General features: G+C 47.4%; 17 protein-coding genes. 8 read left to right on the top strand and 9 right to left on the bottom strand.

Annotation, left to right across the window (positions count from 1 at the left end):
- Positions 1–3: 3 nt before the first annotated feature.
- From ACNI23_RS01375 to ACNI23_RS01355, 5 genes are all read right to left on the bottom strand, one after another.
- Positions 4–1,743, bottom strand: a complete 1,740-nt coding sequence (locus ACNI23_RS01375; protein ID WP_420246291.1) for a sensor histidine kinase — start codon at positions 1,741–1,743, stop codon at positions 4–6.
- A 24-nt stretch (positions 1,744–1,767) separates the two neighbouring features.
- Entirely contained in the window at positions 1,768–2,982 is a 1,215-nt protein-coding gene (locus ACNI23_RS01370; RefSeq protein WP_420246290.1) for a response regulator, read from the bottom strand.
- A gap of 12 nt (positions 2,983–2,994) precedes the next feature.
- Positions 2,995–5,130 carry a SulP family inorganic anion transporter gene (locus tag ACNI23_RS01365; RefSeq protein WP_420246288.1) on the bottom strand — a complete coding sequence of 712 codons (2,136 nt, stop codon included), beginning with the start codon at positions 5,128–5,130 and terminating at the stop codon, positions 2,995–2,997.
- Between the two features lie 13 nt (positions 5,131–5,143).
- Positions 5,144–5,737 carry a TetR/AcrR family transcriptional regulator gene (locus ACNI23_RS01360; protein ID WP_420246286.1) on the bottom strand — a complete coding sequence of 198 codons (594 nt, stop codon included), beginning with the start codon at positions 5,735–5,737 and terminating at the stop codon, positions 5,144–5,146.
- Between the two features lie 361 nt (positions 5,738–6,098).
- Positions 6,099–7,238: a pyridoxal-phosphate-dependent aminotransferase family protein gene (locus tag ACNI23_RS01355; protein WP_420246285.1), complete on the bottom strand. Its 1,140-nt coding sequence runs from the start codon at positions 7,236–7,238 to the stop codon at positions 6,099–6,101.
- Positions 7,239–7,712: 474 nt separating this feature from the next.
- Between ACNI23_RS01355 and ACNI23_RS01350 the strand changes: the two genes are divergently transcribed.
- The 3 genes from ACNI23_RS01350 to mltG are packed head-to-tail and all read left to right on the top strand — an operon-like array spanning position 7,713 to position 12,707.
- Entirely contained in the window at positions 7,713–11,255 is a 3,543-nt protein-coding gene (locus tag ACNI23_RS01350; protein WP_420246283.1) for an FAD-binding and (Fe-S)-binding domain-containing protein, read from the top strand.
- Position 11,256: 1 nt separating this feature from the next.
- A complete protein-coding gene (gene ruvX / locus ACNI23_RS01345) occupies positions 11,257–11,664 on the top strand; it encodes a Holliday junction resolvase RuvX (protein ID WP_420246282.1) in 408 nt (135 codons plus the stop codon).
- A complete protein-coding gene (gene mltG, locus ACNI23_RS01340) occupies positions 11,586–12,707 on the top strand; it encodes an endolytic transglycosylase MltG (RefSeq protein ID WP_420246281.1) in 1,122 nt (373 codons plus the stop codon). Before ruvX ends, mltG begins: the two co-directional genes overlap by 79 nt.
- A 118-nt stretch (positions 12,708–12,825) precedes the next feature.
- Here mltG and ACNI23_RS01335 read toward each other — a convergent pair whose 3' ends face one another.
- From ACNI23_RS01335 to ACNI23_RS01320, 4 genes are read right to left on the bottom strand one after another with little or no spacing between them, the layout of a single operon-like run.
- Entirely contained in the window at positions 12,826–13,539 is a 714-nt protein-coding gene (locus ACNI23_RS01335; RefSeq protein ID WP_420246279.1) for a response regulator, read from the bottom strand.
- A 39-nt stretch (positions 13,540–13,578) separates the two neighbouring features.
- Entirely contained in the window at positions 13,579–15,609 is a 2,031-nt protein-coding gene (locus ACNI23_RS01330) for an ATP-binding protein (RefSeq protein WP_420246278.1), read from the bottom strand.
- Positions 15,606–16,811, bottom strand: coding sequence for an ABC transporter substrate-binding protein (locus tag ACNI23_RS01325; RefSeq protein ID WP_420246276.1), 1,206 nt, complete (start codon positions 16,809–16,811; stop codon positions 15,606–15,608). Before ACNI23_RS01325 ends, ACNI23_RS01330 begins: the two co-directional genes overlap by 4 nt.
- A 3-nt stretch (positions 16,812–16,814) precedes the next feature.
- Complete coding sequence (locus ACNI23_RS01320; protein WP_420246274.1) at positions 16,815–17,882, bottom strand: hypothetical protein; 1,068 nt, start codon at positions 17,880–17,882, stop codon at positions 16,815–16,817.
- A gap of 249 nt (positions 17,883–18,131) precedes the next feature.
- Here ACNI23_RS01320 and ACNI23_RS01315 point away from each other — a divergent pair, with 249 nt between their 5' ends.
- The 5 genes from ACNI23_RS01315 to ACNI23_RS01295 all read left to right on the top strand — a co-directional run bounded on the left by ACNI23_RS01315 (position 18,132) and on the right by ACNI23_RS01295 (position 24,843).
- On the top strand, positions 18,132–18,518 hold the full coding sequence (locus tag ACNI23_RS01315; protein WP_420246272.1) for a response regulator transcription factor: 387 nt from the start codon (positions 18,132–18,134) through the stop codon (positions 18,516–18,518).
- A gap of 79 nt (positions 18,519–18,597) precedes the next feature.
- Positions 18,598–20,295, top strand: a complete 1,698-nt coding sequence (locus tag ACNI23_RS01310; protein WP_420246270.1) for an HD domain-containing phosphohydrolase — start codon at positions 18,598–18,600, stop codon at positions 20,293–20,295.
- 63 nt (positions 20,296–20,358) lie between these two features.
- On the top strand, positions 20,359–21,597 hold the full coding sequence (locus tag ACNI23_RS01305) for an ABC transporter substrate-binding protein (protein ID WP_420246268.1): 1,239 nt from the start codon (positions 20,359–20,361) through the stop codon (positions 21,595–21,597).
- Positions 21,594–24,092, top strand: a complete 2,499-nt coding sequence (locus ACNI23_RS01300) for an ATP-binding protein (protein WP_420246266.1) — start codon at positions 21,594–21,596, stop codon at positions 24,090–24,092. Before ACNI23_RS01305 ends, ACNI23_RS01300 begins: the two co-directional genes overlap by 4 nt.
- A 13-nt stretch (positions 24,093–24,105) precedes the next feature.
- Complete coding sequence (locus ACNI23_RS01295) at positions 24,106–24,843, top strand: putative molybdenum carrier protein (RefSeq protein ID WP_420246264.1); 738 nt, start codon at positions 24,106–24,108, stop codon at positions 24,841–24,843.
- Positions 24,844–25,014 lie beyond the last annotated feature (171 nt).

Genomic DNA, 25,014 nt, shown 5'->3' with positions numbered 1-25,014 from the left:
CGACTAACTCTCCCCATTCATATTGGGAACAACAGGCAGCATAAAACTGAACTCAGTTCCTTTACCCAGCTGGCTCTGAACTTTCATTTCACCGCCAAGGTCCTGCACCAGACCATAGGTAATGGATAATCCAAGCCCGGTTCCGCCTGATTGTTTTTTAGTTGAATAAAACGGTTCAAAAATTCTCTTCAGATCTGATTCGGGAATGCCACACCCGTTATCTTTCACTGAAAACAGCACTTGTCCCTCATCTCCCCGCTCAACCCTGACCCAAAGGGCTCCTCCGTCCTTCATGGCCTGAAAGGCATTATTAATCAGGTTCAGTAAAACCTGCTCAAGCTTACCTCGGTCAGTGACCACTTCATAAATACCATCATCCACGTCCACACTTACCTCAATGCAGCGATACTCAGCTTCCTTATCTAAAAAGCTCAGAACTGTATCGATCACCTTGCGAGGATAAACCGGTCGAAACTCCATATCGGTCTGACGGGAAAATCCCAGCAGACGCTTGGTAATCCGCCCGCAACGTTCAACAGAGCCGATGACTGAATCCACGAGTCCGATAACCCGTTCATCGGCATCGTAAGCCTTGCTGAAGGTAAAAAGATCTTTAAGCAGTCCGGCTTTTTCATTGATAATAGCCAAGGGGTTATTGATCTCGTGGGCTACCCCGGCTGCCAAACGTCCAATGGAGGCCATGCGATTATGATGCTCCATCTGCCGCAAAGCTTTGGAACGGGTCATATCAGCTATGTAGATACGATCAACCAGATACGAAGCTACCGCCCACATAACCAGAATAATGACGGCAATACTAATAATGGTGAACCAGGTCACCGTGTCGCGGGAGCTCTGCCAGCCACCCATATACTCCGCTTCAGTCTTCACATAGAGAAGTACGAAAGGGGTATTTTCAAGGTAAGCGTAGCCAACCATGCCCGGAGCACCCTTGCGATAAGAAATTTGTTCCACTTTGGTACGGAAGGATTCCTCAGGGAGTTCAAAACCTATCTTTGAAAATATCTCACCGTTCCATTTGGATGGAGTTTGCAAAATCCCTTCCCTGTTCACCAGAAAGACATCTTCCCCGGCAGAAAGAACCAATGAAGACAGAATTCCGTTAAACTGCTTGGTATCCAGAGTCGCACGCAGAATTTTAAAATGATTAGTCTTCTCGTCAAGCATATGCTTTAAGGCGATAACAAGGTGCGGACTGTCACGAAAGCCCAGAAAAACCTCACTGATGTAAATACCCTGCTCCACGGTCTGTTCGAACCAGTCCTGTCCTGCATATTCCCGGCCCTCAAGATTGTACGGACCTACATAGGCAACCTGTTTACCAGCCTTGTTGATAACACCGAGATCAATGAATCCGCCGAAACTTTTTTTCAATGAATTCAGCATTTCACCCAGTTTTACAGGATCATGAAAAGAGCGGAAATCATGCATTTCAACCAGCAGCTGTAATGCTGATTTCCGCTCCTCCAGAAAGTACGAAACCGAACGGCGGGTATTGGACGTAGTCCTTGCCGCCTCCAGGGTGTTTTCAGATATAATCGCTCCCCGGGTAACGCTGAAGTCGATGGAAGCCATGATCAAAATGGGAACAAGAGATACCGCAACAAGGATTCCGATACAAAGCTGCCAGATCCGTTTGTAATCAAACAGCTGCTTGTAAGGTCCTGCGGACTTAGGGTCCGCATCCCAGAATTCCGGCTTGAATATTCCCTTTATGTTCATGTCCCGCCCCGGAGAGGTTAATGATTAAGAGTTACGCACCTTGGCGTATGCATCCTTGAGGGTCTTGCTGAGAACATCGATATCAACAGGCTTGTTCAGATAAGCGAACGCGCCGAGGTCCATACAGGTCTTACGGTCGTCTTCGGAACCGTGACCGGTAAGGATGATAACTTCGATGTTAGGTCGGTCAGCTTTGACTCTGCGCAGAACCTCGATACCGTCGATACCGGGCATCTTCAGGTCAAGAATCATTACTTCAGGCTCATCATCCTTAACAACATCAAGGGCGGATTCACCATCGTAAACTACTGCGGAACCGAGGTCACGAAGCAGTAATCGTTCGGACAGGGTCTTAACAAATTCACGTTCATCATCAACCAGCAGAACTCGTGAAGGAAGTTCGAAATCCATGCGACGATAGATATCCGCCTCATAGAATTCCTTACCGAAGGTCACATCCACGCTCTTTACGCCTTCCAGCGGTTCGGCTATTTCGCGCAAATCCTTCTCAAGGCGGTCAACCATGAGCACTTTTTTATTAATGGCGAGTGTGACCTTGCCATCCTTTGCACTGACGAGAACGTTATGACCTTTGGTTACCAATGCAGTCTCAACCTGAGCAGCAAGCAGGAAATCCTGTACCGCCTTTTTGGATGCTTCGGTAACCTCTACAGCTGCGTTGTTCAGCTGTTCCTTGATCAAAGCTGCGGATTCATCAGCACCGGTCTTATCTGCAGGGATAATCATATCGTAGAGAGATGAAGACCAGGGATCATTGTTCCCGGTTATGTCACGAACCCATATGGCACGCTCTTCATCACTGTGCTGAATTTCTTTTTCAGCCTCACTTTTGGAAAGCCCGGACTCGTTACGGGCGGTTTCCACTCTCTTCTGCAGGTCGTCAATGATGCAAACCTTAAGAATATGGCTGATTTCCTGAGACAAAAGCTGGGTAACCATACCTGAGACAAGCAATGCCTGACCTTCGGCAAGTTTTTTAGCAAGAGCCAGACGGAGCCAGGAAACAGCGCGTTCTTTTTCATGGCTGAACTTATTAAAAATCGAAGTATTGGGAGAAAAAGCCTTAACTATGGCCTTTTCATTCATTCCTCCGAGCGCTGCAGCATCAGCCACGAGGTCGCCATCGGTAACCAGCTTGAAGTCAATGTCATCAATCAAGCGTTTTACAATGGCATCAGCCTGACAGAACAGACCACTGAAGATAAATAGATCAGACATTAGCAACCTCCACTAGGCGTTACCGCGAACACGGCAATATGTTGTGAGCGGACAATCATCCTCAGTACCGTCATGGTGAGCTTGAGCATGAGTTCTACAGAGGGCACTGTCGGTATCCGCAAACACATGATCTTTTCCGATTTTCTCAAGTAAATGAGTTCTTCCAAGTACATCCATGACACTCTCGTTTACGCCGGAAAGAGAAATATCTCTTCCTCCGCTTCTGACAGTATCAACGATCAGGGAAAGAGCTTCTTCGCCGGATGCGTCAATATCGTTAATACCACTGCAAACAAGAATGATATGCTTCAGTTTAGGCATATTCATCAGTCGATCGGTAATCTGATCTTCGAGGAAACTGGCGTTAGCAAAGAACAGGGGACCGCCAAAACGGACAATCGCGATATGGTCACACTCACGCAAACCATGAATGCTTGCATCACACAACACCTCGTCTTCACCCTTCGACAGACTCGAAACACGCGGGCGCATACTCTTATAGAGGAATACACCGAGCGAAAGTGCCACACCAATCATGATACCCTTATCAAGGTGCGGTGCAAAGGCAAGAGTTGCAATAAATGAAATAATTGAGATAGCTCCGTCATATTTCTGGGCCTTCCATGCGTGGATAAAACCGGAAGCGTTAATCAACCCGATAACAGCCATCATGATAACGGCAGCGAGTACAGCCTGCGGCAGATGATACAAAAGCGGGGTGAAGAACAGCAGGGTAACAGCCACAATGGCGGAGGTGAATACACTTGAAAGTCCGGTTACAGCACCCGCCTGCAGGTTAACTGCGGAGCGTGAGAATGAACCGGAAGCTGGATATGCGGAACCGCAAGCACCAAGCATGTTTGCAAGCCCCTGACCGATAAGTTCCTGGTTGGGGTCAAGTCTCTGACCGGTCTTGGCTGCCATAGCCTTTGCAATGGAGATAGCTTCCATGAAACCAAGCAGGGAAATGATAACTGCGAAAGGAAGCAGTTTAAGGATAACCTTAAGATCCAGCGTAGGAACCGCAATTGCAGGAAAACCGGAAGGTACGTTTCCGACAACTGCCCCGCCGCCCATCATTTTCAGCGAAGTGGTGTCGAGTAATTTGTTCCCAACTTTTACACGCCAGGTACGTCCATCAGTGGTTACACCCTGAGGAGCTTTACCCTGCACGTAGAAAGTCATGGAACCGTCGGCCTGTTCCACACCGTCAAATAGAAGGTTACGTAAGGAAGCACGCAGTTCATGAGATTTATGCTTAAGAACATTAACCTGATAGTTGACTACGGCAAGGTCATGCTCTGCATCGTAATAACCGATCTGGTTTTTATCTGCCTTAGCCTTATCTTCAAGAGCCGCAATTTCAGTACGTTTAACAGCGAGGTCTTCAATACCGGCAACAGACTTGTTGAAGTCAGCAATGATAGCCTGTACTTCAGCATCCTGAATGGCGGAGATATCAACTCGTGCATCATGGTTAAAACCTGTAGACCATGAAAGCAGCGTTGTGATCACTACCGCGCAGAGCACGTTTGGAATCTTGGGATTAACCCGTTTCAACCCGACCATAATGGCGAAAGCCAAAATCCCCATACCTAAAGTAGGTAGATGGGTATAATGCATTGCGCCCTTAATCACCCTCATAATTGTTTCAAAATGAAGTTCAGCTTTGTCCACGTAGACGCCAAACATCTTTGAAAGCTGAGAAGAAGCAATGATGATAGCCGCTGCGTTGGTAAATCCGTTAACAACCGGGTGGGAAAGGAAGTTAACGACCAGTCCGAGTCGCAGAACGCCGAGCAGAAACTGGAAAACACCTACCAGCAATGCCAGCAACAATGCATAGGCGATGTAGCCTTCACTACCCGCGGTTGCCAAAGGCTCAAGGGAGGCTGCGGTCATAAGGGATACAACAGCAACGGGACCGGTAGCGAGCTGTCGGCTGGAACCGAACAGTGCTGCCACCATAGGAGGAAGCAGAGAGGCGTAAAGACCGTAGTAAGCAGGCATCCCTGCAAGCTGCGCATACGCCATGGACTGGGGAATAAGAACCAGTGCAACGGTCAGACCGGAAATAATATCCGCTCTGAAAGCCGCTCCGCTGTACTTTTTGAACCAGCCCAGAAAAGGAAAAATTCTAGTAAGCATGAGATAAACACCCCTAGTTAGGTTTCAACATCCTACGGATAGACTCAATCAAGTCATTGAACAGAGCACCCGCATCGTAGAGATTAAAGTTCTTGAATCTCACTAAACCATCGACCATCGTAAAAATGATGAGTGCACTCTTCCGGGGGTTGACCTCGTCGATGGAGCCATCATCCAACCCCTTCTGGATAGCCTGCTCAAAGAGTATGACCAGACAGTTATAGATAGCTTCGAGGTTTTCCCGGAATTCAGGTCGGCTTTCGGCGAACTGATAAAGAAAATGTCGGTGCAGAAGCAGAAACTGATACTCCATCCGCCCAGCCAGAAGAAGGTAAAACGCAACCACCTCTTCCATCTCTTCAATACCGGTTCCAGGCTGATGCTGATCCATATGAGCCTCGAACTCCTCCAATATACGAGCCCTGGTTGCCTCAAGGATCGTCAACAGGAGATGCTCCTTATTCTTGAAGTGATAGAAAATAGTTCCTTCCGCCGCTCCGGTCATCTTGGACAGTTCCTGCATGGAAGTGTCTGCAAATCCCTTGTTGGCGAAAAGGATGGTGGCAGCCTCCAGAATTGCCGCCTTCTTTTTGGACATCTTGGTCATTGTTTCTCCTCTTTCAAAAAACCGACTGAGCACTCAGTCGGAATCTAAAATAATCTGAATCGGGGTTCAATGTCAACCCGTCCATTTTTTCACAAATATGACACAAATAACAAGTTAACAACTTCGAATACTTATGTTTTTATATGTTTTTGACCCCAAAATCGACATGATATTTTTTTCACATAGCTCTTTTTTAACCTTAAAACTGAGCCACTACTCGGTTTTAATTTACAAATTTTTTCCGTTTTTGCAAGAAAAACTGAGTGGTGACTATAAAAAATGTTTTTTGGTTTAAAAATAAAAAAGGCCCTGATCCGCTCACGCAGGTCAGGGCTTTCACTTCAAACTTAACTTAGCCAGACTACTTAAATCCCTTCAGCACCCCGCCAAGAACATCAAGATATTCCGCAACCATTTCCGGCTGGATATCTGCCATGTGTCCAACACGGAAGATTGGGGATTCTCCCTGCTCTTCGAGTTCCTTATTGATTTTGCCGTAGCCGGGATCAAAGAGGTAACCGTGCCCACGCATGAGTTCCTTCACTTCCTTAAGCTTCTCAATATTCATATGAGAAGGAGTTTTGAAAGTGGTTAGGCTGGGAGAGCGAAAGCCTTCCTGTGCGAAGAGTTCGTAGCCGTCCATTGTCTCAGCCCATTTATGGGCAATAGCGCGCATATCTTCATGACGCTTGAATCGTCCTGCCACGGTCTCTTCATTAACTATATAGTCCAACTGCACACACATCTGGTTGGCGAGGGTTCCGTTGGGGGTAGTCAGAGTCTGGTTAATCTTGGCCTTTCCTACCTGAGCGATAATGTCAGTGGTGTAACCCCGGTTGGCAACAGACTCAGCTTTCTGCAAAGCTTCCTCGCAAACAAAACCGATACCGAATCCGGCCGGCAATCCCAAAGATTTCTGCGTGGAGGTGCAATACATGAGCGGTCTGCACTCATTAATAAATGTGGGCGCACCTCCAAAAATCGAAACCGCGTCAATTATCGGGGCAGCACCATGAGCGCGAATCATTTCGCAAACCGCAACAACATCGTTAATTACACCGGTCGAAGTCTCGTTATGGGTGAAAGTAACCACATCGGGCTTATGCTCATTGAGAGCTTCTTCCAATTTTTCCAGACTTATAGCCTGACCATAGGGAAATTTGAGCTGAACTGCATTCTTACCGTTAACAACGGCCAGATTGTGGTAGAGATCACCAAATGCGCCGACGGAAACATTCAGTACCTTATCGGAATCCGCAACAAGTGAACGGATGGAAGCTTCAAGCACATTGGTACCTGAGCCATTGAATATAACCGGAATGTATCCTTCCGGATTTCCGGCAATAGTTTTAAGATTGCGCATGATTGGATCGAAGCGCTTGGGATTCTCTGCATCCCGATGTCCGAACTCAGGGAGAAGGCCGGCCTTACGCACTTCTTCACGCAAAAGAATGGGGCCGGTTATAAAAAGTTTGAGCTCTGCAAAATCGTCACCGATCATTAATAGACCCTCTCTTTTTCAAATTTATTAATTTTTTAGATTTATATTACGAATTTCGAAATGAAGTTTAAGAAACGATCAAATGTGAGAAATGTGGAGGCAGAAATAATCATTCACTTCCACCTTTTCTGTCAAGCATTAACCGCATACAGAGCTTTACAATCGGCGGCACCGCCATTATATCTAATGAAGTCCGGCCCACTATTATAAGTCTCCCGCTCATCAGCGCAAAAGACGTTTTCAGCCGGAAAGCAAAATCTATCTTGCATTCCTTAATCCTCTGTATCCTAAAATATTACATAGTAATTCAGGGATTTAAATATCTAAGCTTAAATTTACAAGCTGATAAAAAATCATTATTTTGCAAAATAGTTGCTTGATTTTAACCACAGTGGTCACTATATTCCCTTTTTTCTTCACAGGAGGGTGTTCTGCTCCCTGTAAAAAACAACAACAATTCACGGTAAGACAATTATGCCTCAATTAGGTCCCCATATTTCTATTCCTGCCGAAGCCCTTCTACAAAGGGTACTCGGTCTTGATCCCTTTGAATTTAAAGGCTGGCCCGAAGATGTGCGCACCCTAGCGGAAAGCATCGCAGCTGAGCTTTTCCTTGTGCGCTACAATCCATTCATTGATCCGGAACTGGTCCGCAAATCAGTATCCCGCACACTTACCCTTGCCCGCCCCACCCTTTCCGGCGAGTACCCGCAACGCTTAACCCGTGCAGTGGAAAATTTCTGGCTTAAGCAGGATGCGGATATGGAATTCCGGGACAGGTTCATCGAAAAGATGAAAGAAATCCTGCCCGAACACTGTATCGGCCTTGAGCCGCACACTGTTGTGCAATCAGCAACAGATGCCACTGACCTGCGTATTGAACTGCCCATCGCGGTTCTTTTTCCTGAAGATACCGAGCAGGTCCGGGCCATTGTACGCCTTGCAAATGAAATGCAGTTCGGTCTTATTCCCCGCGGCGGCGGAACCGGTGCAACCGGGGGCGCTATCCCGGCCCTTGACCGCACAGCAGTGCTTTCCCTCGCCCGCTTCAAGAAGATTCTCAGCGTAGATACTGACGCCATGACACTTTGTGCTCAGGCCGGAGTAATCACTCTCGATGCCATCAAAGCTGCGGACAAAAAAGGCGTGCTCTTTACCGTAGACCCGGCATCTAAAGCCGGATCTTCCCTTGGCGGTAACATTTCCGAGAACTCCGGCGGTCCCTTTGCTTTTGAATACGGCTGCACCATCGATAACATCATCAGCTATAAAATGGTCATGCCTAAAGGCGAACTCATTGAAGTGCGCCGCAAAGGCCATCCCGGCCACAAGATCTTCGCCAATGAAGATGCTACTTTTGAGATCTTTGACTCCAAAGACCGTCTCATCGACACTATTGAGCTCACAGCAGAAGAAATCCGCACCACCGGACTCGGCAAGGATGTAACCAATAAGTACCTTGGCGGACTGCCCGGTGTGCAGAAAGAAGGGGTCGACGGTATCATTACTGAATGCTGCTTTGCCCTTTATCCCAAACCGAGCAACTCTCGCGTGCTCTGTCTTGAATTCTTCGGCCGCTCCATGCGCAACGCCATGCTCGTTATCAAAGACGTTGTAGCACTGCGCGACACCATCCGTGAGGAAGGTGACCTTGTAAAAATCTCTGCACTGGAAGAATTCGGTCCCAAGTACGTACAGGCCATCAAGTACATTAAAAAGTCCGAAAAGTACGAAGGTGATCCCATTTCCGTGCTCATCCTGCAGCTGGATTCTGATGATGAAGCAGCTCTGCAGAGTGCGGTGGATACCATTATTTCAATTGCCCAACCCTACGACGGGGTGGACATATTTGCAGCTCGTGACGAAAAAGAAGCGGAACTTTTCTGGGAAGACCGCCACAAGCTTTCCGCCATTGCAAAACGCACATCAGGTTTCAAGGTTAACGAAGATATCGTTATCCCCCTTGAAGTTATTCCGGACTTCTCGGACTTCCTTGAAGACCTGAACCTGATCTACCTTGCCAAAATATACCGTCGTTCTCTGCTTTCCATTAAGGAACTGCAGGGATTTCCGATTGAGGAACCAAAAGTTGAACTGGCCCTTGAACGGACTACCAACATCCTCAAAGGCAAAATCACCGGCAAGGATATGAGTGATCAGGAACTTGAAAGTCAGGTCTATTACCTCTTTCAGGAACTGCGCGACGAATTCCCCAAGCTGGACTCAAAGATTAACAAGATTCTCGCCAAACTTAAGGAACAACGCATCATCATCGCCAACCACATGCATGCCGGTGACGGTAACTGCCATGTGAACATCCCGGTCAACTCCAACGACCCGGATATGCTGCACAGCGCCCATGAAGCAGTCGATGATGTATTCAAAAAAGTTCTTGAACTTAAAGGTGAAGTTTCCGGTGAACACGGAATCGGCATCACCAAGATCGACTACCTTTCCGAGGAAAAGATTGAGGCCATAAAAGCCTACAAGCTCAAGGTGGACCCACTCAATATTCTCAACCCCGGTAAGCTGACCCGCAGAAATCTTCCTTCTCCGGCATACACATTCTCGTTCAACAGGCTCATTAACGACCTGAACAAGACTGCCATCAAGGACAAAGAACACCTGATGGAACTGCTCCAGAACATCCAGACCTGTACCCGTTGCGGAAAATGCAAGCAGGTCTGCCCCATGTTCTTCCCGGAAGAAGGACTCATGTACCATCCGCGCAACAAAAACATCGCGCTGGGTGCACTCATTGAGGCCATCTACTATTCACAGGTACAGCGCGGAGAACCTTCCCCGGATCTTATGACCAGACTCAGGAAGCTCATGGAGCATTGCACAGCCTGTGGCCGCTGCACATCCGTCTGCCCCATCAAGATTGATTCTGCAGGAGCAGCACTCCAGATCCGTTCTTTCCTCGAATACAAAGGCGACAGCGGGCATCCCATTAAGAATGCCGTACTCGGTTTTGTAGCTAAGGACCCGCAGAGCAGATTACCCAAGGCAGCCAAGTTCCTGTCCCTGTCCGCAGGATTGCAGGCCAAGGCTATCGGACTTATTCCCGGTCACTGGCGCAGACGCATGGAATCACCAATGCTGCACAGCAAGACCCCGGCCATGGATTTCAAAAACCTTTCCGAGACCATCAATCTCGACAAGGGTTCCATGTTTCTGCAGAACACCCCCGCACCGGACAGTGTTTACTACTTCCCCGGCTGCGGAGCTTCCCTGTTCTCCAAAGACATCGGTATGGCAACCCTGTACCTGCTGCTGAAATCCGGCGTAAACGTGATCATGCCTGCCAAACACCTTTGCTGCGGTTATCCGCTGCTGGCAAGTGGCTGTGTTGAAGCATACAACACCAACCGCCATCGCAATATCAGCGACATCCAGTACCGCATCGCCAAAGCTTCCATTGCAGGCATGAAGGTTTCCACCCTGATCACCGCCTGCGGTACCTGCCGTGAATCACTTGAATCATACGAATTCAAGGAACTTGGTTACGATATTAACCGTAGTGATGCAGTACAATATCTGCTGACCAATCCGGGCAACCTCAATTTCAACACAGCCAATGCGGCAAGAGATGTGATCTACCACGCTTCCTGCCACACTGAATGGACTGACGTTAAAAAGAACAAGGCCCCGGAAATGTACCGGAAAGCAGTTGCCGACATGCTTGGTGCTGAGGTAACACTCTCTCCCGGCTGTTGCGGAGAATCCGGTCTCGGCTCCATCACCAGCCCTGAAATCTACAACAAGCTGCGTGACCGCAAGGGCGGACAGCTTAAGAAAGATCTTCAGGGATACGATAAAGAAACCCCGGTGCTGGTAGGCTGCCCGTCCTGTAAAGTAGGTATCAAACGCAATATGGATACTCTGAAAAGACAAAACCGCGTACTCCACACCGTGGAATACATGGCCGAACTTATCGGCGGACCCAAGTGGCGCAAAGACTTCAAGAAAGAACTTGAAAGAGCTACCCGTCAGGATGAATTGGTATTAATTTAATATGAAAGCACTTGGCATAGACTTCGGAACAAAGCGCGTTGGTCTGGCAATTACTGATCCGGGACGGATGTTTGCATTTCCGTTCAAGGTCATGGAACGCACCACACGTGACGCCATGTTCTCGGAGTTGCTTGAAATTATAGAAAATGAGAAGGTCGGTGACATCGTCATCGGCCTTCCCTTATCTCTGGACGGGGAAGACACTTTGACCACCCGTCAGGTCCGCAACTTTGCGGCATCACTGGAAAGACGGGTTGATTTGCCCATTCATCTTGTGGATGAAAGACTCAGCTCAATTGCAGCGGAAGACGAACTCAAGGAGGCCGGACTTTGGGACCGGAAAAGAAAGAAGAATCTGGACAGCCAGGCAGCGAAAATAATTCTGGAAACGTGGCTCGCCCGAGCATAGTACTGCGTTATGTAATGCCTACCATTGCTTTCGGGTGCATGGCGCTTATGCTGGTGGCAGGCTGGTTTATGTACCGCAACTGGACCTTCCTCAATGTTCCCCCGGAACTTGAAGGGCGCGAGATTCTTTTTACCGTCGAACAGGGCCAGCCCCTGTGGACCGTTGCAAGCGACCTTGCCGAGGCCGGACTCATAACTGACGTCAAACAGTTTCGTGAATACGCACAGGCCCAAGGCAAAGCTTCCAAGGTCCGCGCCGGGGAGTTCAGACTCTGGTCCAACATGACCGCGCCACAGGTGCTTGAAACCCTGACCACATCTTCCGGTATCCTGCACAAATTTTCCGTACGTGAAGGACTCACCTGGTGGGCCACTGCAGCAAAAGCGGATGAATCCGGTCTGACCGAGTACGCAGCATTCAAACAGGCAGTATCCAATCCGGAACTGCTGGCAAAATATAAAATCCCGGCCAAGAATGCTGAAGGCTATCTTTTTCCGGAAACATATCTGCTGACCAGACCCAAAACTGAGACCGGTAAAGTCATGGTCGAAACCATGCTCAAGGAATTTCGTAAAGCTGCCGACAAAGCGTGGGACGGCAAACTCCCGTCCCCGGCTGAAATCCACAAAACCGTGATCCTTGCTTCCTTAGTGGAAAAAGAAACCGGTGATGTAAGCGAACGGCGCACCATTGCAGGTGTATTCGCAAACCGCCTTGAAAAAGGCTATCTGCTGCAATGTGACCCGACCATCATCTACGGTCTGGGTGAGACATTTGACGGCAACCTGCGCAAAAAGCACCTGACCGACAAGTCCAACCCCTACAACTCGTACCAGCACCGGGGACTGCCTCCCGGCCCCATATGCTCACCGGGTCTTGAATCGCTCAAGGCAGCTATTAATCCCGAGAAGCATTCCTACCTCTATTTCGTAGCCAAGGGTGACGGTTCTCACTATTTCAGCAAGTCGCTCAAAGAACACAACGCAGCGGTTAAAAAATATCAGTTGCGTAGGAATAGAGAGACGTATCGGTCGTACAACTAAAGCAAAACAAAAAGTGCCTGAATCTGTTGATTCAGGCACTTTTTTTAATTGTAATAAATTTCAAAAGAGATCAGCGAAGCCTACTAGTAGGTTTCTCTGGCCGCCGGAAGCATCTTAACTACAAACTTCCCCGCGCCTCCTGCTCAGTCTCATAGACAGAAGCCATCTGGGTGATGCCCATGGAATCGAGCACAGAACGGAAATTATCGGAAAGACCTGCGATATGCACCCCGCAACCACGGGTACGGGCCTTTTCCACCAGCTTGTAAAGTGAATCCATAGCAGCTCCGTTGATAGAGGATTTCTCTTCGAACACGAGCATAAAACTTCCCTTGGCTGTGGCAAGAGCCTCATCAAAAACATCTTGCAAAAGACCTTCTGATTTAGACGTCAGGTTGCCGCTGACATTGATCACCGCCAGATCATCTTCAAGGGTCAACACAATGTCCTTCTGCCTGCTGCGGGCAAATTCAATCCTGTCCGCTGACAGCTGAAGTGCCTTTTCAAGCTCCTCACGCTTTACCGGCTTGTTCAGAAAATCCGTGGCATCAAGGTTGAGCGCCTTGATCGCAAGATCCATATCTCCATGTCCGGTAATCACGATGACCTCGGAATCAGGTGAAATTGATTTAATTTTCCCTAAAACCTGCAAACCGTCCATGCCGGGCATTTTTATGTCTGTCATGACCAGATCGGGTTTTTCGGTATCAAAAACACTGATCCCTTCCTCGCCGTTTTCGGCAGTAAGGACCTCATGACCGTAAGCGGTCAAAAGCATCTTGAACATATTCAATGTTGCTTTTTCATCATCAATTACAAGAATTCTACTCACGCCCAACCTCTGGATAACTTTATATTAAACTAAGAAAAACTAATTTTCATTCGGAGCAGCCGGAAAACTGATTATGAACGAGGTTCCGTTTCCGGGTTCACTCTCAATATCTATGCTGCCTTTGTAGTCTCTTACTATGCCATAGGTAATAGCGAGGCCCAAACCCATGCCATATCCTACCTCTTTGGTACTGAAAAACGGCTCGAAAATCTTGTTGCGTACTTCCTCGGTAATACCTGCCCCGGTATCAGAAACACGCACATAGACCAATTTTCCGTCTTCATAAGTGTCTATATTGATGTAATCTTCGCTGTCCAGACCAAGGTTTTCCCGTTTCTCGGCAATGGCATCACGGGCATTATTCACCAAGTTGAACATTACCTGCTGCAAACGGTTATCCTCAGCGACAATCTTGGTCAATCCATCCATGAGGTTCAAGCGAATAAAAATATTCTGCAGTTCAAACTGTTTCGTCACAAGGGCAAGGACACTGCGTATAGGAGCATTAATATCCACTCTGTCGGTCTTGAAACCGGACTTACGCCCGAAGGCCCGCAGCGCACTGATAATCTCAGCAGCTCTATCCACCTGATTGCTTACCTCTTTGGCCACTTCCTGCAACTGACTGGCAGGAACATCCCGTCCCTGTTCAGCCATAAGGGCAAGGAACTCACTGCCCATCTTGATAGCGTTTAGAGGCTGATTGACCTCATGCGCGACCCCGGCGGACATCTCACCAAGGGATTTCATCTTCGCAGCCTGCACCAACTGGGCATCCTTCTCGATAATCTCGGTAATATCGTTAACCGCCACGATAATGGACGGCTGACTCTTATATGTGATGGGGCAGGCATGCATGTTTACGTAAACCGGAGTTCCACCCTTGCGGTAATGGATGATCTTAGGAAAATAAATGCAGCCGGAAGGACCGCCATATTCCTCAAAAGCCTTGATACATTCACTGTTGGACTCCGGCCCCAGTCTCAAGAACTGCTCGCCGATAAGTTCATTGCGGGAATAGCCGTAAAGCTCTGTCACACGCGGGTTGGCATCCATGATTGTAAAATCGTCACAGGAAACAACCAGAACAGGATCCGGGCCACTATCAAAAAGTGATTTGTATTTTTCCTCAGACTCACGCAATTTGCGGCGGTACAGTTTGATGGACCAAACCATATTACGAAAACTGTCCCCGAGCTGGACGACCTCATCCCCATCACGCTTGTAATAGAAATGGCAGTCACGACATTTCTGGCGGTTGGCCCGGCCATACGACTCTCGATTATCATCGTTGGTGGACAGATCAAAATGCCAGCAGGGAAAATCCGTATTGTAGTAAGCGGGACAGGCTGAAGGATTCCAATCCGATCCACCGGCAAGTAAATCCAGACTGATATCAAAATTACCTTTAGAAAGCTCATCTGAGATACGGGTCAGGGTACTCACAGGTTGAGTAATATATTTCGCCAGCCTGTGACTGATCCAAAAGATGATCACAACTACAAATGAAATAAAACCCAGAAACGTAAATCGCAGAGTGGAGACAAGTTGATCAATATGAATTTTGTTCAGCCCGACATGCACAGTTCCGATACGGTACAAACCTTCCTTAATCGGTACGGCTATATCGTAAGCTGAGGTTTTCCCCAGATCAATAAGCCGCAAAGATTTGTCTGCTCCCTCTGGAACAGGATTGGCTTGAGCCAGTTTTCCGGGAAAAGGCTTGGTAAACGTGTGACAAAGCACCTTACCATCCTTGTCCAAAATATAAATATAAGTGATCAGATGCTGACGCTCGCGAAGCTTGGCTTCCTCAAAAGCAAGACTGAGGAGTTTGGGATAATCTTTATCCAGAATATATCCGGCCCCGCGCTCGGCAATGGAATAGGCAATAGCTACACCGCGCAACTCAAGCTCTTTGGTTAATGACGACACAAGAATCCAGCGGGCTAACAACGCAATGATAGCGCTGATGATCAGGATGACCCCGAGAGTGGAGATAAAAATTTTATTCTTGAGGGTAAGACCGGAAAAACGCTCTACAAGTTCCTGCATTGAAATCTTTTTCATTTCAATGCCCCCTGCTTTAACTCAGCCCAATTTCTTATCAACTCGAACCTGCCGTTTTTAAAACGGGTAAAATAGACTTTATCCATGCCTTGATGGTCATGCTGTCCGTATGAGACCGTTATGCCCGGAGCTATTTCATAATTGTCCATAGACTCAATAGCCTTGATAAACACCTCTCGATCCAGATCCCGCCCACTACGGCGCAAACCTTCCACAAGAATACGGGCATTGAAAAAACCTTCCAAGCCCACAAGGTTTGCTGTGTCCTCAGGATAATATCTCTTTAGCAATTCAATATAGCTGGCAGCCTCGGAACTGGATAAATCACGATCATCAGCAAAAGGCGGAACCACCTGTGACATGATCACAAGTTTCTTGTCCGATTTCAGGTGCCGGGCAAATTCACGCGCACCCATAAATGACACGGTATAGTAGGCAGGAGAGAGCCCTTCCTGCTGCAAACGGTTCATGAATTTAATACAGGGCCCGCTGGTTCCTATCATAAATACGGCCTGCGCCCCGGAATCCTTGATACGCTCGACACCCTCGCTGACATCTAATGATCCCCGGGTATATGACCCCCTTGCCACCGGCTCAAGACCAAAGTCCTTCAAGGCCAATTCGGTTCCGGTAAGACCGTCAAAACCGAAGGCGTCATATTGGTAAAAAACCGCAATTTTCGTAATACCGAGATCCTCGACCATATGTCGCACGGCTTCGCGGGTTTCCTGATAGTATGAAGGACGAATGTTAATCACATAACGGTTGAAGGGCTTACGCAGGGCATCCGCTCCGGTAAACATTCCGAGCAACGGAATACGTGCATCCTCTACCAGAGGTAAGACCTCCACCGTAGTGGGAGTTCCCACATAACAGAATAAAGCAAAAATTTTATCGTTTATGAGCAGCTTCTGAGTATTGATTAAACATTTTGGCGGATCATAGGAATCATCATATGTAACAACTTCAATTTTCCGGCCATGAATCCCGCCCTGCTCATTGATATGCTTAAGGTAAGCAAGGGCTCCATGAATGGTCTGGGTTCCCAGATAGCTTGCATGTCCCTTAAGTGCGAGAGAAGCACCTAGAACAACCTTATCAGGATAAACCCCAGAATGATCGTTTTCTTCAACTTCTATTGAAACGGAGCGTTCACAGGCAACAAGGACCAAAAACAAAACTAGAAGCAGTATTTTTTTCATTGATTAATTTCCACTTTCAGGGTGGGCCAGACTCATAGCCATAACCGCTTGTCCCTTAAAAAGGGTGCTGCGTTTGCGGGGGGGGATAGCCAAACTGCGTAAAAACTGAAAACTAAGCCTCGTCATCCCCCGCCCCATGGGGCGTGCTGCCCGGACCTCTGCATAAATCAGGTGGGGCTGAAAAGTCTTGCGTGCAGGCTGGTAAATCAACATGCATAAAAGAACCTTGTCAGTGCGAGAAATAACATTCCCGCCCTCCCTGAAAGTAGCAGTCAAAGCGATACCGCCCTTAGAAATATCCAGGACCTGTGGTACTGAAGGATTAGGAGTGCGAAATTTTCGGTTATCAATGAGCACATCCGACTCAATATTATCCAAAATAAAATCTACATCATAATCCTCGGCTTCAAGACGCCAGATTTTGATTTTAATGAAGCGCTGATCAGCGACCTTACGCCTCGCAAAGACCCTACGCTTGATAAAACCAAAAGAAGATCTGCGAGTTATAACCATCCCCTTGTTGTCGGACTTACTTTTGATCAGCCCGACAAAGGCATTTACCCTTTTCTTATCCCGTATCATTTCGGGAAATATGCACTTAGCCTGAGTTCCGGGAACAAGAAGCTCATCGCTGACCAGATCCTTGAACGTAACCACCACGTCGAACTTTTCAACTCCGGCCACATTTACAACAGCAGCCAGAGAACGCTGACCGGAACGTTCGACAAGAACATCCACCTGCATCCGACTCATAACCAGCTTATCGAGAATATCCCGATCACTTGTAACCTTCCAAGGTTCTCCTGTACGACTTACATTTCCAGCCACTCCCACGCTTCGACCTTCTTGGTCATTCTCTTCGACATGAAGGCCCAAAGGTGTTTTTTTTAACAAATCAAAAATAAAATTTTTTGCGCCGTATTTTTTAAGCCAATAAACTATCAAAAGCAGCAAAAGACCTGCAGCAAGAAACATAAAGAAAATCTTTACCGGCCCCGGCATGGGCGGCAAACCGTGGAAAGAATCCTGAATGGTCCCCAGAAATCTAGAATCAACTTTGGACTGTATCATACAACTAATTCTGTTATTGATAGAAATTTACGCAAGCCCCGAACAAGAGCAGGCTGTTATATTTCAGAATATATTATTTCCAGCTAAACGTCACTACTGCATCCGGTGAGTATTTCCTTACTTTTAGATACATTACATACTGCATTGACAATAAATGAATTAATTTTCATTTTCCCGAACCTACCCCTTGCCGACTTTGAATACAATATGTAAATATGATCACAATTTGGCAATAAAGAGGGGGGAATCATGGCCGGAAAGATTCTAGTTGTGGACGACGAAGTCCACATCAGGATGCTTCTTGAACAGACATTGGAAGAACTGGAAGATGATCACGGGGTAGAACTGCTGACGGCTGAAAACGGCGAAGACGGCCTGGACTGTATCCGTGAAGAGTGCCCGGAACTGGTTTTTCTGGATATCATGATGCCTTACATGAATGGCTACGAAGTGTGTCAGGCAGTACGTGAAGATCCGGCTCTTTCTACCGTTAAAATCATCCTACTGACAGCTAAAGGTCAGGAAGCTGACCGTAAGCACGGGCTTGAACTCGGTGCGGAACGCTATATGACCAAACCTTTCGACCCGGACGAAATTTTAGAGGTAGCAAAATCCATCCTGAACATTGAGGACTGATCACACCACTATGAATGCAGGACTTAATCCGGAAATCCGGCTAAAAAGAATCATCAAACCCAAAAAGCTGAGATCGTTCTTGCAAAAGGCACTTCCGCTTCTTCCAGAGGGTTCGGTGCTCTGTGTTTATATTGACGGAACTCCTATTTTTTGCGCTGAACCTGTCCGCCATTCATTTGAAGAAACAATTCTCAGCCCGGTCAAAAACCCTGCCGGAGACAATCTTTGTCTCGGAGCATTCATCCAAAACCGCAACAATCTTTCCGACCCGGAACTGCAACACATCAAATCCGTTCTGGAATTCACTTCTTTCTCCATAGCAAACTACATTGAATCTGAAACCGCACGAAGATTGATCGGAGAGGAAACTCTTTCCAAATACAGGGAACTGGCTCTGCTGCACCGTTCAATTGTCGAACTTAACAATTCCCTGCGCTTGAAAGATGTCATCACCGCCCTGACCAATGAGTGCAAGACATCTGCCCTTCCGGCGGAAATGGGCGCTGTTTATCTCCCCGAAGAAGACGGTTTTACTATTTTTGACAGCTTCGGTAATTTTTCCGCGGATGAATCCCAGCAACTTGTTGAATGCTCATTATTTAAAGACATCATCTCCAGCCTGCGCGGCGAGATTATTAACGATGTCAGCAAAGACAAACGTTGCCGGGGAAAACTTTCCTCCAATATCCGCTCCATGCTGATCATGCCCATCCCCTCTCCAAATGTCTGTGAGGGAGTACTGGTACTGACATCATGCGCTCCGAATGCATTCAATGCCGCCCATCTTAAACATGTAGGGACACTTTCCTCCGTAGCCGGAATTTCCATCAGTAATGCTTATAACTTTGAATCCATCCGGGTTCTTATGGATGCGCTGCTCAAAGCACTGGCCGAGGCAATTGACGCACGAGACCCTTTTACTGCAGGACATTCCGAGCGGGTAGCCCATCTGGCGGTTTCCTTTGCCAGACAGATTTCGCAGGACAACACGAAATTCGTCCACATTAATTTTTCTGATGAACACCTCCGGGAAATCTTCTATTCCGGCATCCTTCACGATATCGGAAAAATCGGTATCAAAGAAGAAGTGCTGACCAAGAAGACACGACTGCCGAAGTCCATGGTAGACGTAATCGGCATGAGGTTGAAGCTCTTCGGAATTCATCACATGCATGAATGGGAAGACGACTATAAACGTATCAAACAAATCAACAAATCCTTGAGTCCCGCTCAGGAGGACCTTGATTTTGTTGATAGTATCAGTACCGTAAAATTCAAGGTTAACGGCTCTACAATTCACATGCTCCAGCCTGATGAGCGTAAGTGTTTGACCGTGCGTCGTGGCAACCTGACCGCTGAAGAGCGTATGGAAATTGAACGACACCCGGCAGAAAGCAAACGCATCCTTGAACATATCCCCTTTCAAGATGATCTTTCTCAATTACTGACCATTATTGGGCAGCATCATGAAAGGCTTGATGGATCAGGTTACCCGGAAGGCCTTTTCGCTGAGGAGATTCTCATCCAGAGCAGAATTCTCGCAATTGTGGACATTTATGATGCCATTACTCAGGAACGGCATTACAAACCTGCGACCCCCAAAGAAAGAGCCTTGAAAATTCTTTCCCTGGAAGCTGCAGAAGGAAAGCTGGACCAGAATCTGGTAGACCTGTTCATCACTAAAATTTCTGAAATTGAAACCGGAGCGGAATCAATTAATCTTGACCGTCCGGTATCAACGAGGTTTTGCAAAACACCTCGTAACAACATGAACTAATGCCGGGCCTTCGAGCTATTTCTATCATGAGGGTACGGCTGTAAAACCCCCGGGGTTTCCGGTATGCACAAAGCCTTATCCACGCTAGTATTGCTCCTGCTGACTTCCTTATTGCTCTGCTCTCCAGCCACCGCAGACAAACACAATACCTTTCTGCTTGGGATGTCCGCCGCCTTTACCGGACCGAGTAAAGGATTAGGGATCGAGCTTTACCGGGGCTCAACAGCCTATTTCAACCACATCAATGCGCAAGGTGGAATAAACGGACACAATATCGTCATCAAATTTTTGGATGACGGTTATAACCCGGAACCTGCAATCCGTAACACCATCAAACTGGTCGAAAAGGATAAAGTCACCGCCCTTTTCAACTACGTGGGCACCCCGACTGTTACCCGAGTACTTCCGGTCATTAAGCATTTCAATTCCCAAGAGCCGGAATACCTTTTCTTCCCTTTCACCGGTGCGCAGCCGCAAAGAGAATTTCCTTACGAAGAATATGTCTTTAACCTGCGAGCTTCATACAGACAGGAAACATGGGGATTGGTTCATAATCTTTATATGGTAGGACGTCATCGCATAGCTGTATTTTATCAGGCTGATGCATACGGCAGAAGCGGATGGGACGGAATCAGAAAAGCACTTAAAGAAAAAGATTTGGATCTAGTTGCCGAAACTACCTACAGACGAGGTGCTTCTTTCAATGACTCCATGCAAGAACAGGTTGAAATAATAAAAAAAGGCAATCCGGACGCAATAATTTCTGTTGGAGCCTATGAGGCGTGCGCAGCTTTTGTGCGCGATGCACGGGATGCCGGGATAGACGTTCCCATCTGCAACCTATCTTTTGTGGGAAGCGAAAATATGCTGGAACTGCTTGATGACCTTAGCCGCAGCGCAGGCAAAGATTACACCCGTGACCTTGTAAACTCCCAGACAGTTCCAAGCTACGAAGACACAAGCCTTCCTGCTGTTCGCGAATACCGCGAAGCTATGGCCAAGAATCCACCTCCGCCGGAAGGTTTCGGCAAAGACTACACCCCACTTGAGTTCAGCTTTATTAGCTTTGAAGGATTCCTGAACGCCAAAGTCATGGCTAAAATTCTGGAAAAAGTTTCCATGCCCCAATATGAAGGCAATATTTATTCGGCAACCCTGTCCATCCGTAATCTGGATATCGGAATAGGTACGGAAATAAATTTTGGGCGCGGAAAACACCAAGGACTTGACGAAGTATATTACACAACCGTTTCTGACGGAAAATTCGTACCCCTTAAGAACTGGACGAGGTGGAGCAAATGAAAATGAGAATGTCTAAAATATTCCAGAAGACCCTGCTCTTGAACTTCATTCTCTTCGGGGTAATTTCCACTTCCATGTCCCTTGTGTCAGCTCTAACTCTGCACAATCATATGGTTGATGAATATGTCAGTAAAGGCAAAGCCATTGCCAGCAGCATAGCCAGCTCCAGTGTTGAAATCCTACTTAACAGGGATGCCTCTACCATCCAGTCCATGATCGATCAATTCAAGGACAGCGACGGAGCCGCGTACGTTTACGTGCAGGATTCAAACGGAGATATTGTTTCGCACACCTTTGTACCTGAAGTGCCTGAAATTCTCAGTAAGACCAGTATTCACCCCAATTCAATATCCATCCGCGAATTGAAAGTTGCAGGACGTGGCGAAGTAATAGACATCACAAAACCCATCCTTGCCGGAATGGCCGGATATGTTCACGTCGGCATGGATAAAAGCATCATTAATAAATATGTCTGGGCGGCCATTGCAAAACTGCAGGTAGTCATGTTTTTCATCTTCTGGGGAAGTGTGTTTATCTTATACATGATGGTTAAACGCATCTCGGAACCGCTCAACCAGCTGACAGAGTACGCAAAAAAACTTTCAGCCCATGACTTTACTGCGGAAATTGAAATCACCTCCAAAGATGAGATAGGACTGCTTGCCGGAACCATGAGAAACATGGCCGAAGAACTGACGACCCTTATTTCAGGGCTTGAACGGGCTGTGGGCAACGCAACCAGTGAACTGCAGGACACCCTGACTTATATGGAAGTCATCATGGACAACCTTGCGGACGGTCTGCTGGTTGTAGATATTAACGGCAAGATATCCGTTACCAACCCCGCTCTTGGAGAACTTTTCGGAGTAACGGAGAATGAACTGCGAGGCAAAGACATCAGAACCTTTTTCCCTGAAGAGATGACTGCTCTTTTCGAACTGGTAAAAGGCTGCGAGCATGAAGTCTATTCCTCTGAGATAGAGCTCTCCGGACGCAAAACAGGGAAAGCTGTGGCAACCCCGATCCATAAGATGGACGAGGGAAACACCCCCAATATATGTCTTGGTGCAGTAATACTTGTCCGGGACATCACCTATGAAAAAGAAGTCGACAATTTGAAAACCGACTTCATTTCCACTGTATCTCATGAGCTGCGTACCCCAATGACTTCCATTCTAGGCTTTGCAAAAATTATCAAGAAAAAGCTGGAAAAATCGGTATTTCCCGTCTGTGATGCACCGGACAAAAAGACAGAACGCGCTATTAATCAGGTGCAGGACAATATCGGTATCATTGTTTCAGAAGGCCAACGGCTTACCGAACTGATCAATGATGTTCTGGACATTGCAAAAATGGAATCCGGCAAAATCGATTGGAAAAATGTTCCCATCGAAATTGCTGAAGTTATTGAAACATCGGTGCAGACAACCACTCCTTTATGGAAACCTCAGGATCTGCAAATGGTAGTGGATGTGGAAGATGACATACCCACCATTTACGGAGACCGCGACAGAGTTATGCAGGTACTGGTCAACCTTATATCAAACGCTGTAAAATTCACTGTTTCCGGCTCCATCACCTGTACTGCAAGGTCGCACGCTGATGAAATAATGGTCAGCGTCAGTGATACAGGAAGCGGAATTTCCCCTGAAGACCAAAAAAAAATATTCCAAAGATTCAAGCAGGCAGGCGATACTCTGACCGGTAAACCCAAGGGAACCGGACTGGGATTACCAATCTGCAAACAGATTGTTGATCATCACCAAGGCCGTATCTGGGTAGACAGTAAACTCGGTGAAGGTAGCTCTTTCCACTTTACTCTGGCCATTGGTACACCGGATGAAGAAACACAAATTCCTGCCCACATCACAAAAACACCAATCAGAGAAGGGCATCTTGGAAGCGTGGACAGTCCGCTGATCATGGTCGCTGACGATGATCCGGCACTGAATGAATTCCTCTCTCAGGTTCTGGAAGAGGAAGGCTACCGGATCATAACGGTTACAAACGGACAGGAAGCTGTAGAAACAGCTAAAAAACGCATGCCGAAGTTAATCACCATGGACCTGAAAATGCCGGTAATGGACGGAGCGCAGGCTATCACAGCCCTGCGTCAGGACCCGTCAACACGTCATATTCCCGTGATAGTCATCAGTGCTCTGGCAGAAGGTCAGCAAGCCGGAGGAGATGCGGCTCTCATCAAACCCATCGATGAAAAAAGATTGGTGGAAACCATTCACGGGTTGCTGCAGGAAGACCTGATCATGTCAGATCCCTGCATGGTTCTGGGCAAAGAGAATGAACCGCCCACGGAAAACCTGCTGGTTATCTGTCCGGGCAAAATCAACTACTGTCCCCCTGCAGACTTGTGGACCCGGGTATCATCAGGATTCAAGGGAACCATATTTATAACTGCAGAACTGAGTAGCAGTCTTGATCTGGATCGCCTTTCACAAACCCCTGACGTACAGATTGTTATTTTACCGGAAAACTGATATTTATCAGCATATGGAAATACCAGCTGAATACGGAACTAAAAAGTACGCCAATTGTCCTAAATGCTCATATACAGGTCCGCTTGCCACATTCAACAGGCAGGCGGGCCTATTTCCCGAAGATAGCATACTATTCTGCCCAACCTGCGGAGCTGCCTCTGATGCTGCCCATTCTTCCTTTTCAAAAGCTCCAGAACTGGTGAGAGAAGGATTCACCATCATTTCCGGCGGTCAGACCGGGGTTGATCGCGGAGCTTTGGATGCAGCTATTGAATTGGGTATTCCCCACCGGGGCTGGTGTCCAAAAGGACGCAAAGCTGAAGACGGACCTATCCCTCCATGTTACAACATGCAGGAGACCTCAGGCTGGCAATATTGGATCAGGACGGAAAAAAATGTGCTTGATTCAGACGGCACCCTTGTCTTTGCCGGAAAGAATAAATCTAAAGGAACCGCACTAACCATCAAACTGGCCCGAAAACACAGCAAACCGATTGCCGTTATATCGTTAGACAGTCCAGATCTTGTAGACACAGTCCGGGCATGGATAGCAGCAAAGAATATTGTAACAATGAATGTTGCCGGACCAAGAGAAAGCGGTGCTCCGGGGATTGGCAGGAAGACACGGGAATTGCTACGAAAGGCTCTGACTAGTCGTCGGGTGCGAAAACAGCAGTTTCAAGAAGAATCTTCAGTCTGCCGATACTTTGTCGAATGTGGGCATCGTCCTGGTCTATTACAAATTTCCTGAGATTCTCCAACTCTTCAGTATAAACCGCAAAACCGAATGTAAGAGCAGCCCCCTTTGACGAATGAACCTTTTCGCGGACAAAGGAGTATTCGTTTTTCTCCAGCCCTGCCTCAATCTCACTGAGTTCTGCGGAGAGAGACTCGATGAGCACAGGAACCAGATCAAATAAAT

Origin of the sequence: Maridesulfovibrio pacificus (SeqCode), assembly GCF_048612815.1 — a bacterium.
In the GTDB taxonomy this organism is placed as follows: domain Bacteria; phylum Desulfobacterota; class Desulfovibrionia; order Desulfovibrionales; family Desulfovibrionaceae; genus Maridesulfovibrio; species Maridesulfovibrio pacificus.
The sequence above is the reverse complement of the archived record's forward strand: the minus strand, read 5'-3'. Positions and strand labels throughout refer to the sequence as shown.

What these genes read in the sequence shown, in the direction of transcription:
- ACNI23_RS01320 (WP_420246274.1), bottom strand. Translation starts at nt 17,882, where the DNA reads ATGATACAGTCCAAAGTTGATTCTAGATTTCTGGGGACCATTCAGGAT.
- ACNI23_RS01350 (WP_420246283.1), top strand. Translation starts at nt 7,713, where the DNA reads ATGCCTCAATTAGGTCCCCATATTTCTATTCCTGCCGAAGCCCTTCTA.
- ACNI23_RS01375 (WP_420246291.1), bottom strand. Translation starts at nt 1,743, where the DNA reads ATGAACATAAAGGGAATATTCAAGCCGGAATTCTGGGATGCGGACCCT.
- ACNI23_RS01325 (WP_420246276.1), bottom strand. Translation starts at nt 16,811, where the DNA reads ATGAAAAAAATACTGCTTCTAGTTTTGTTTTTGGTCCTTGTTGCCTGT.
- ruvX (WP_420246282.1), top strand. Translation starts at nt 11,257, where the DNA reads ATGAAAGCACTTGGCATAGACTTCGGAACAAAGCGCGTTGGTCTGGCA.
- ACNI23_RS01355 (WP_420246285.1), bottom strand. Translation starts at nt 7,238, where the DNA reads ATGATCGGTGACGATTTTGCAGAGCTCAAACTTTTTATAACCGGCCCC.
- ACNI23_RS01330 (WP_420246278.1), bottom strand. Translation starts at nt 15,609, where the DNA reads ATGAAAAAGATTTCAATGCAGGAACTTGTAGAGCGTTTTTCCGGTCTT.
- ACNI23_RS01370 (WP_420246290.1), bottom strand. Translation starts at nt 2,982, where the DNA reads ATGTCTGATCTATTTATCTTCAGTGGTCTGTTCTGTCAGGCTGATGCC.
- ACNI23_RS01315 (WP_420246272.1), top strand. Translation starts at nt 18,132, where the DNA reads ATGGCCGGAAAGATTCTAGTTGTGGACGACGAAGTCCACATCAGGATG.
- ACNI23_RS01295 (WP_420246264.1), top strand. Translation starts at nt 24,106, where the DNA reads ATGGAAATACCAGCTGAATACGGAACTAAAAAGTACGCCAATTGTCCT.
- ACNI23_RS01300 (WP_420246266.1), top strand. Translation starts at nt 21,594, where the DNA reads ATGAAAATGAGAATGTCTAAAATATTCCAGAAGACCCTGCTCTTGAAC.
- ACNI23_RS01305 (WP_420246268.1), top strand. Translation starts at nt 20,359, where the DNA reads ATGCACAAAGCCTTATCCACGCTAGTATTGCTCCTGCTGACTTCCTTA.
- ACNI23_RS01365 (WP_420246288.1), bottom strand. Translation starts at nt 5,130, where the DNA reads ATGCTTACTAGAATTTTTCCTTTTCTGGGCTGGTTCAAAAAGTACAGC.
- ACNI23_RS01360 (WP_420246286.1), bottom strand. Translation starts at nt 5,737, where the DNA reads ATGACCAAGATGTCCAAAAAGAAGGCGGCAATTCTGGAGGCTGCCACC.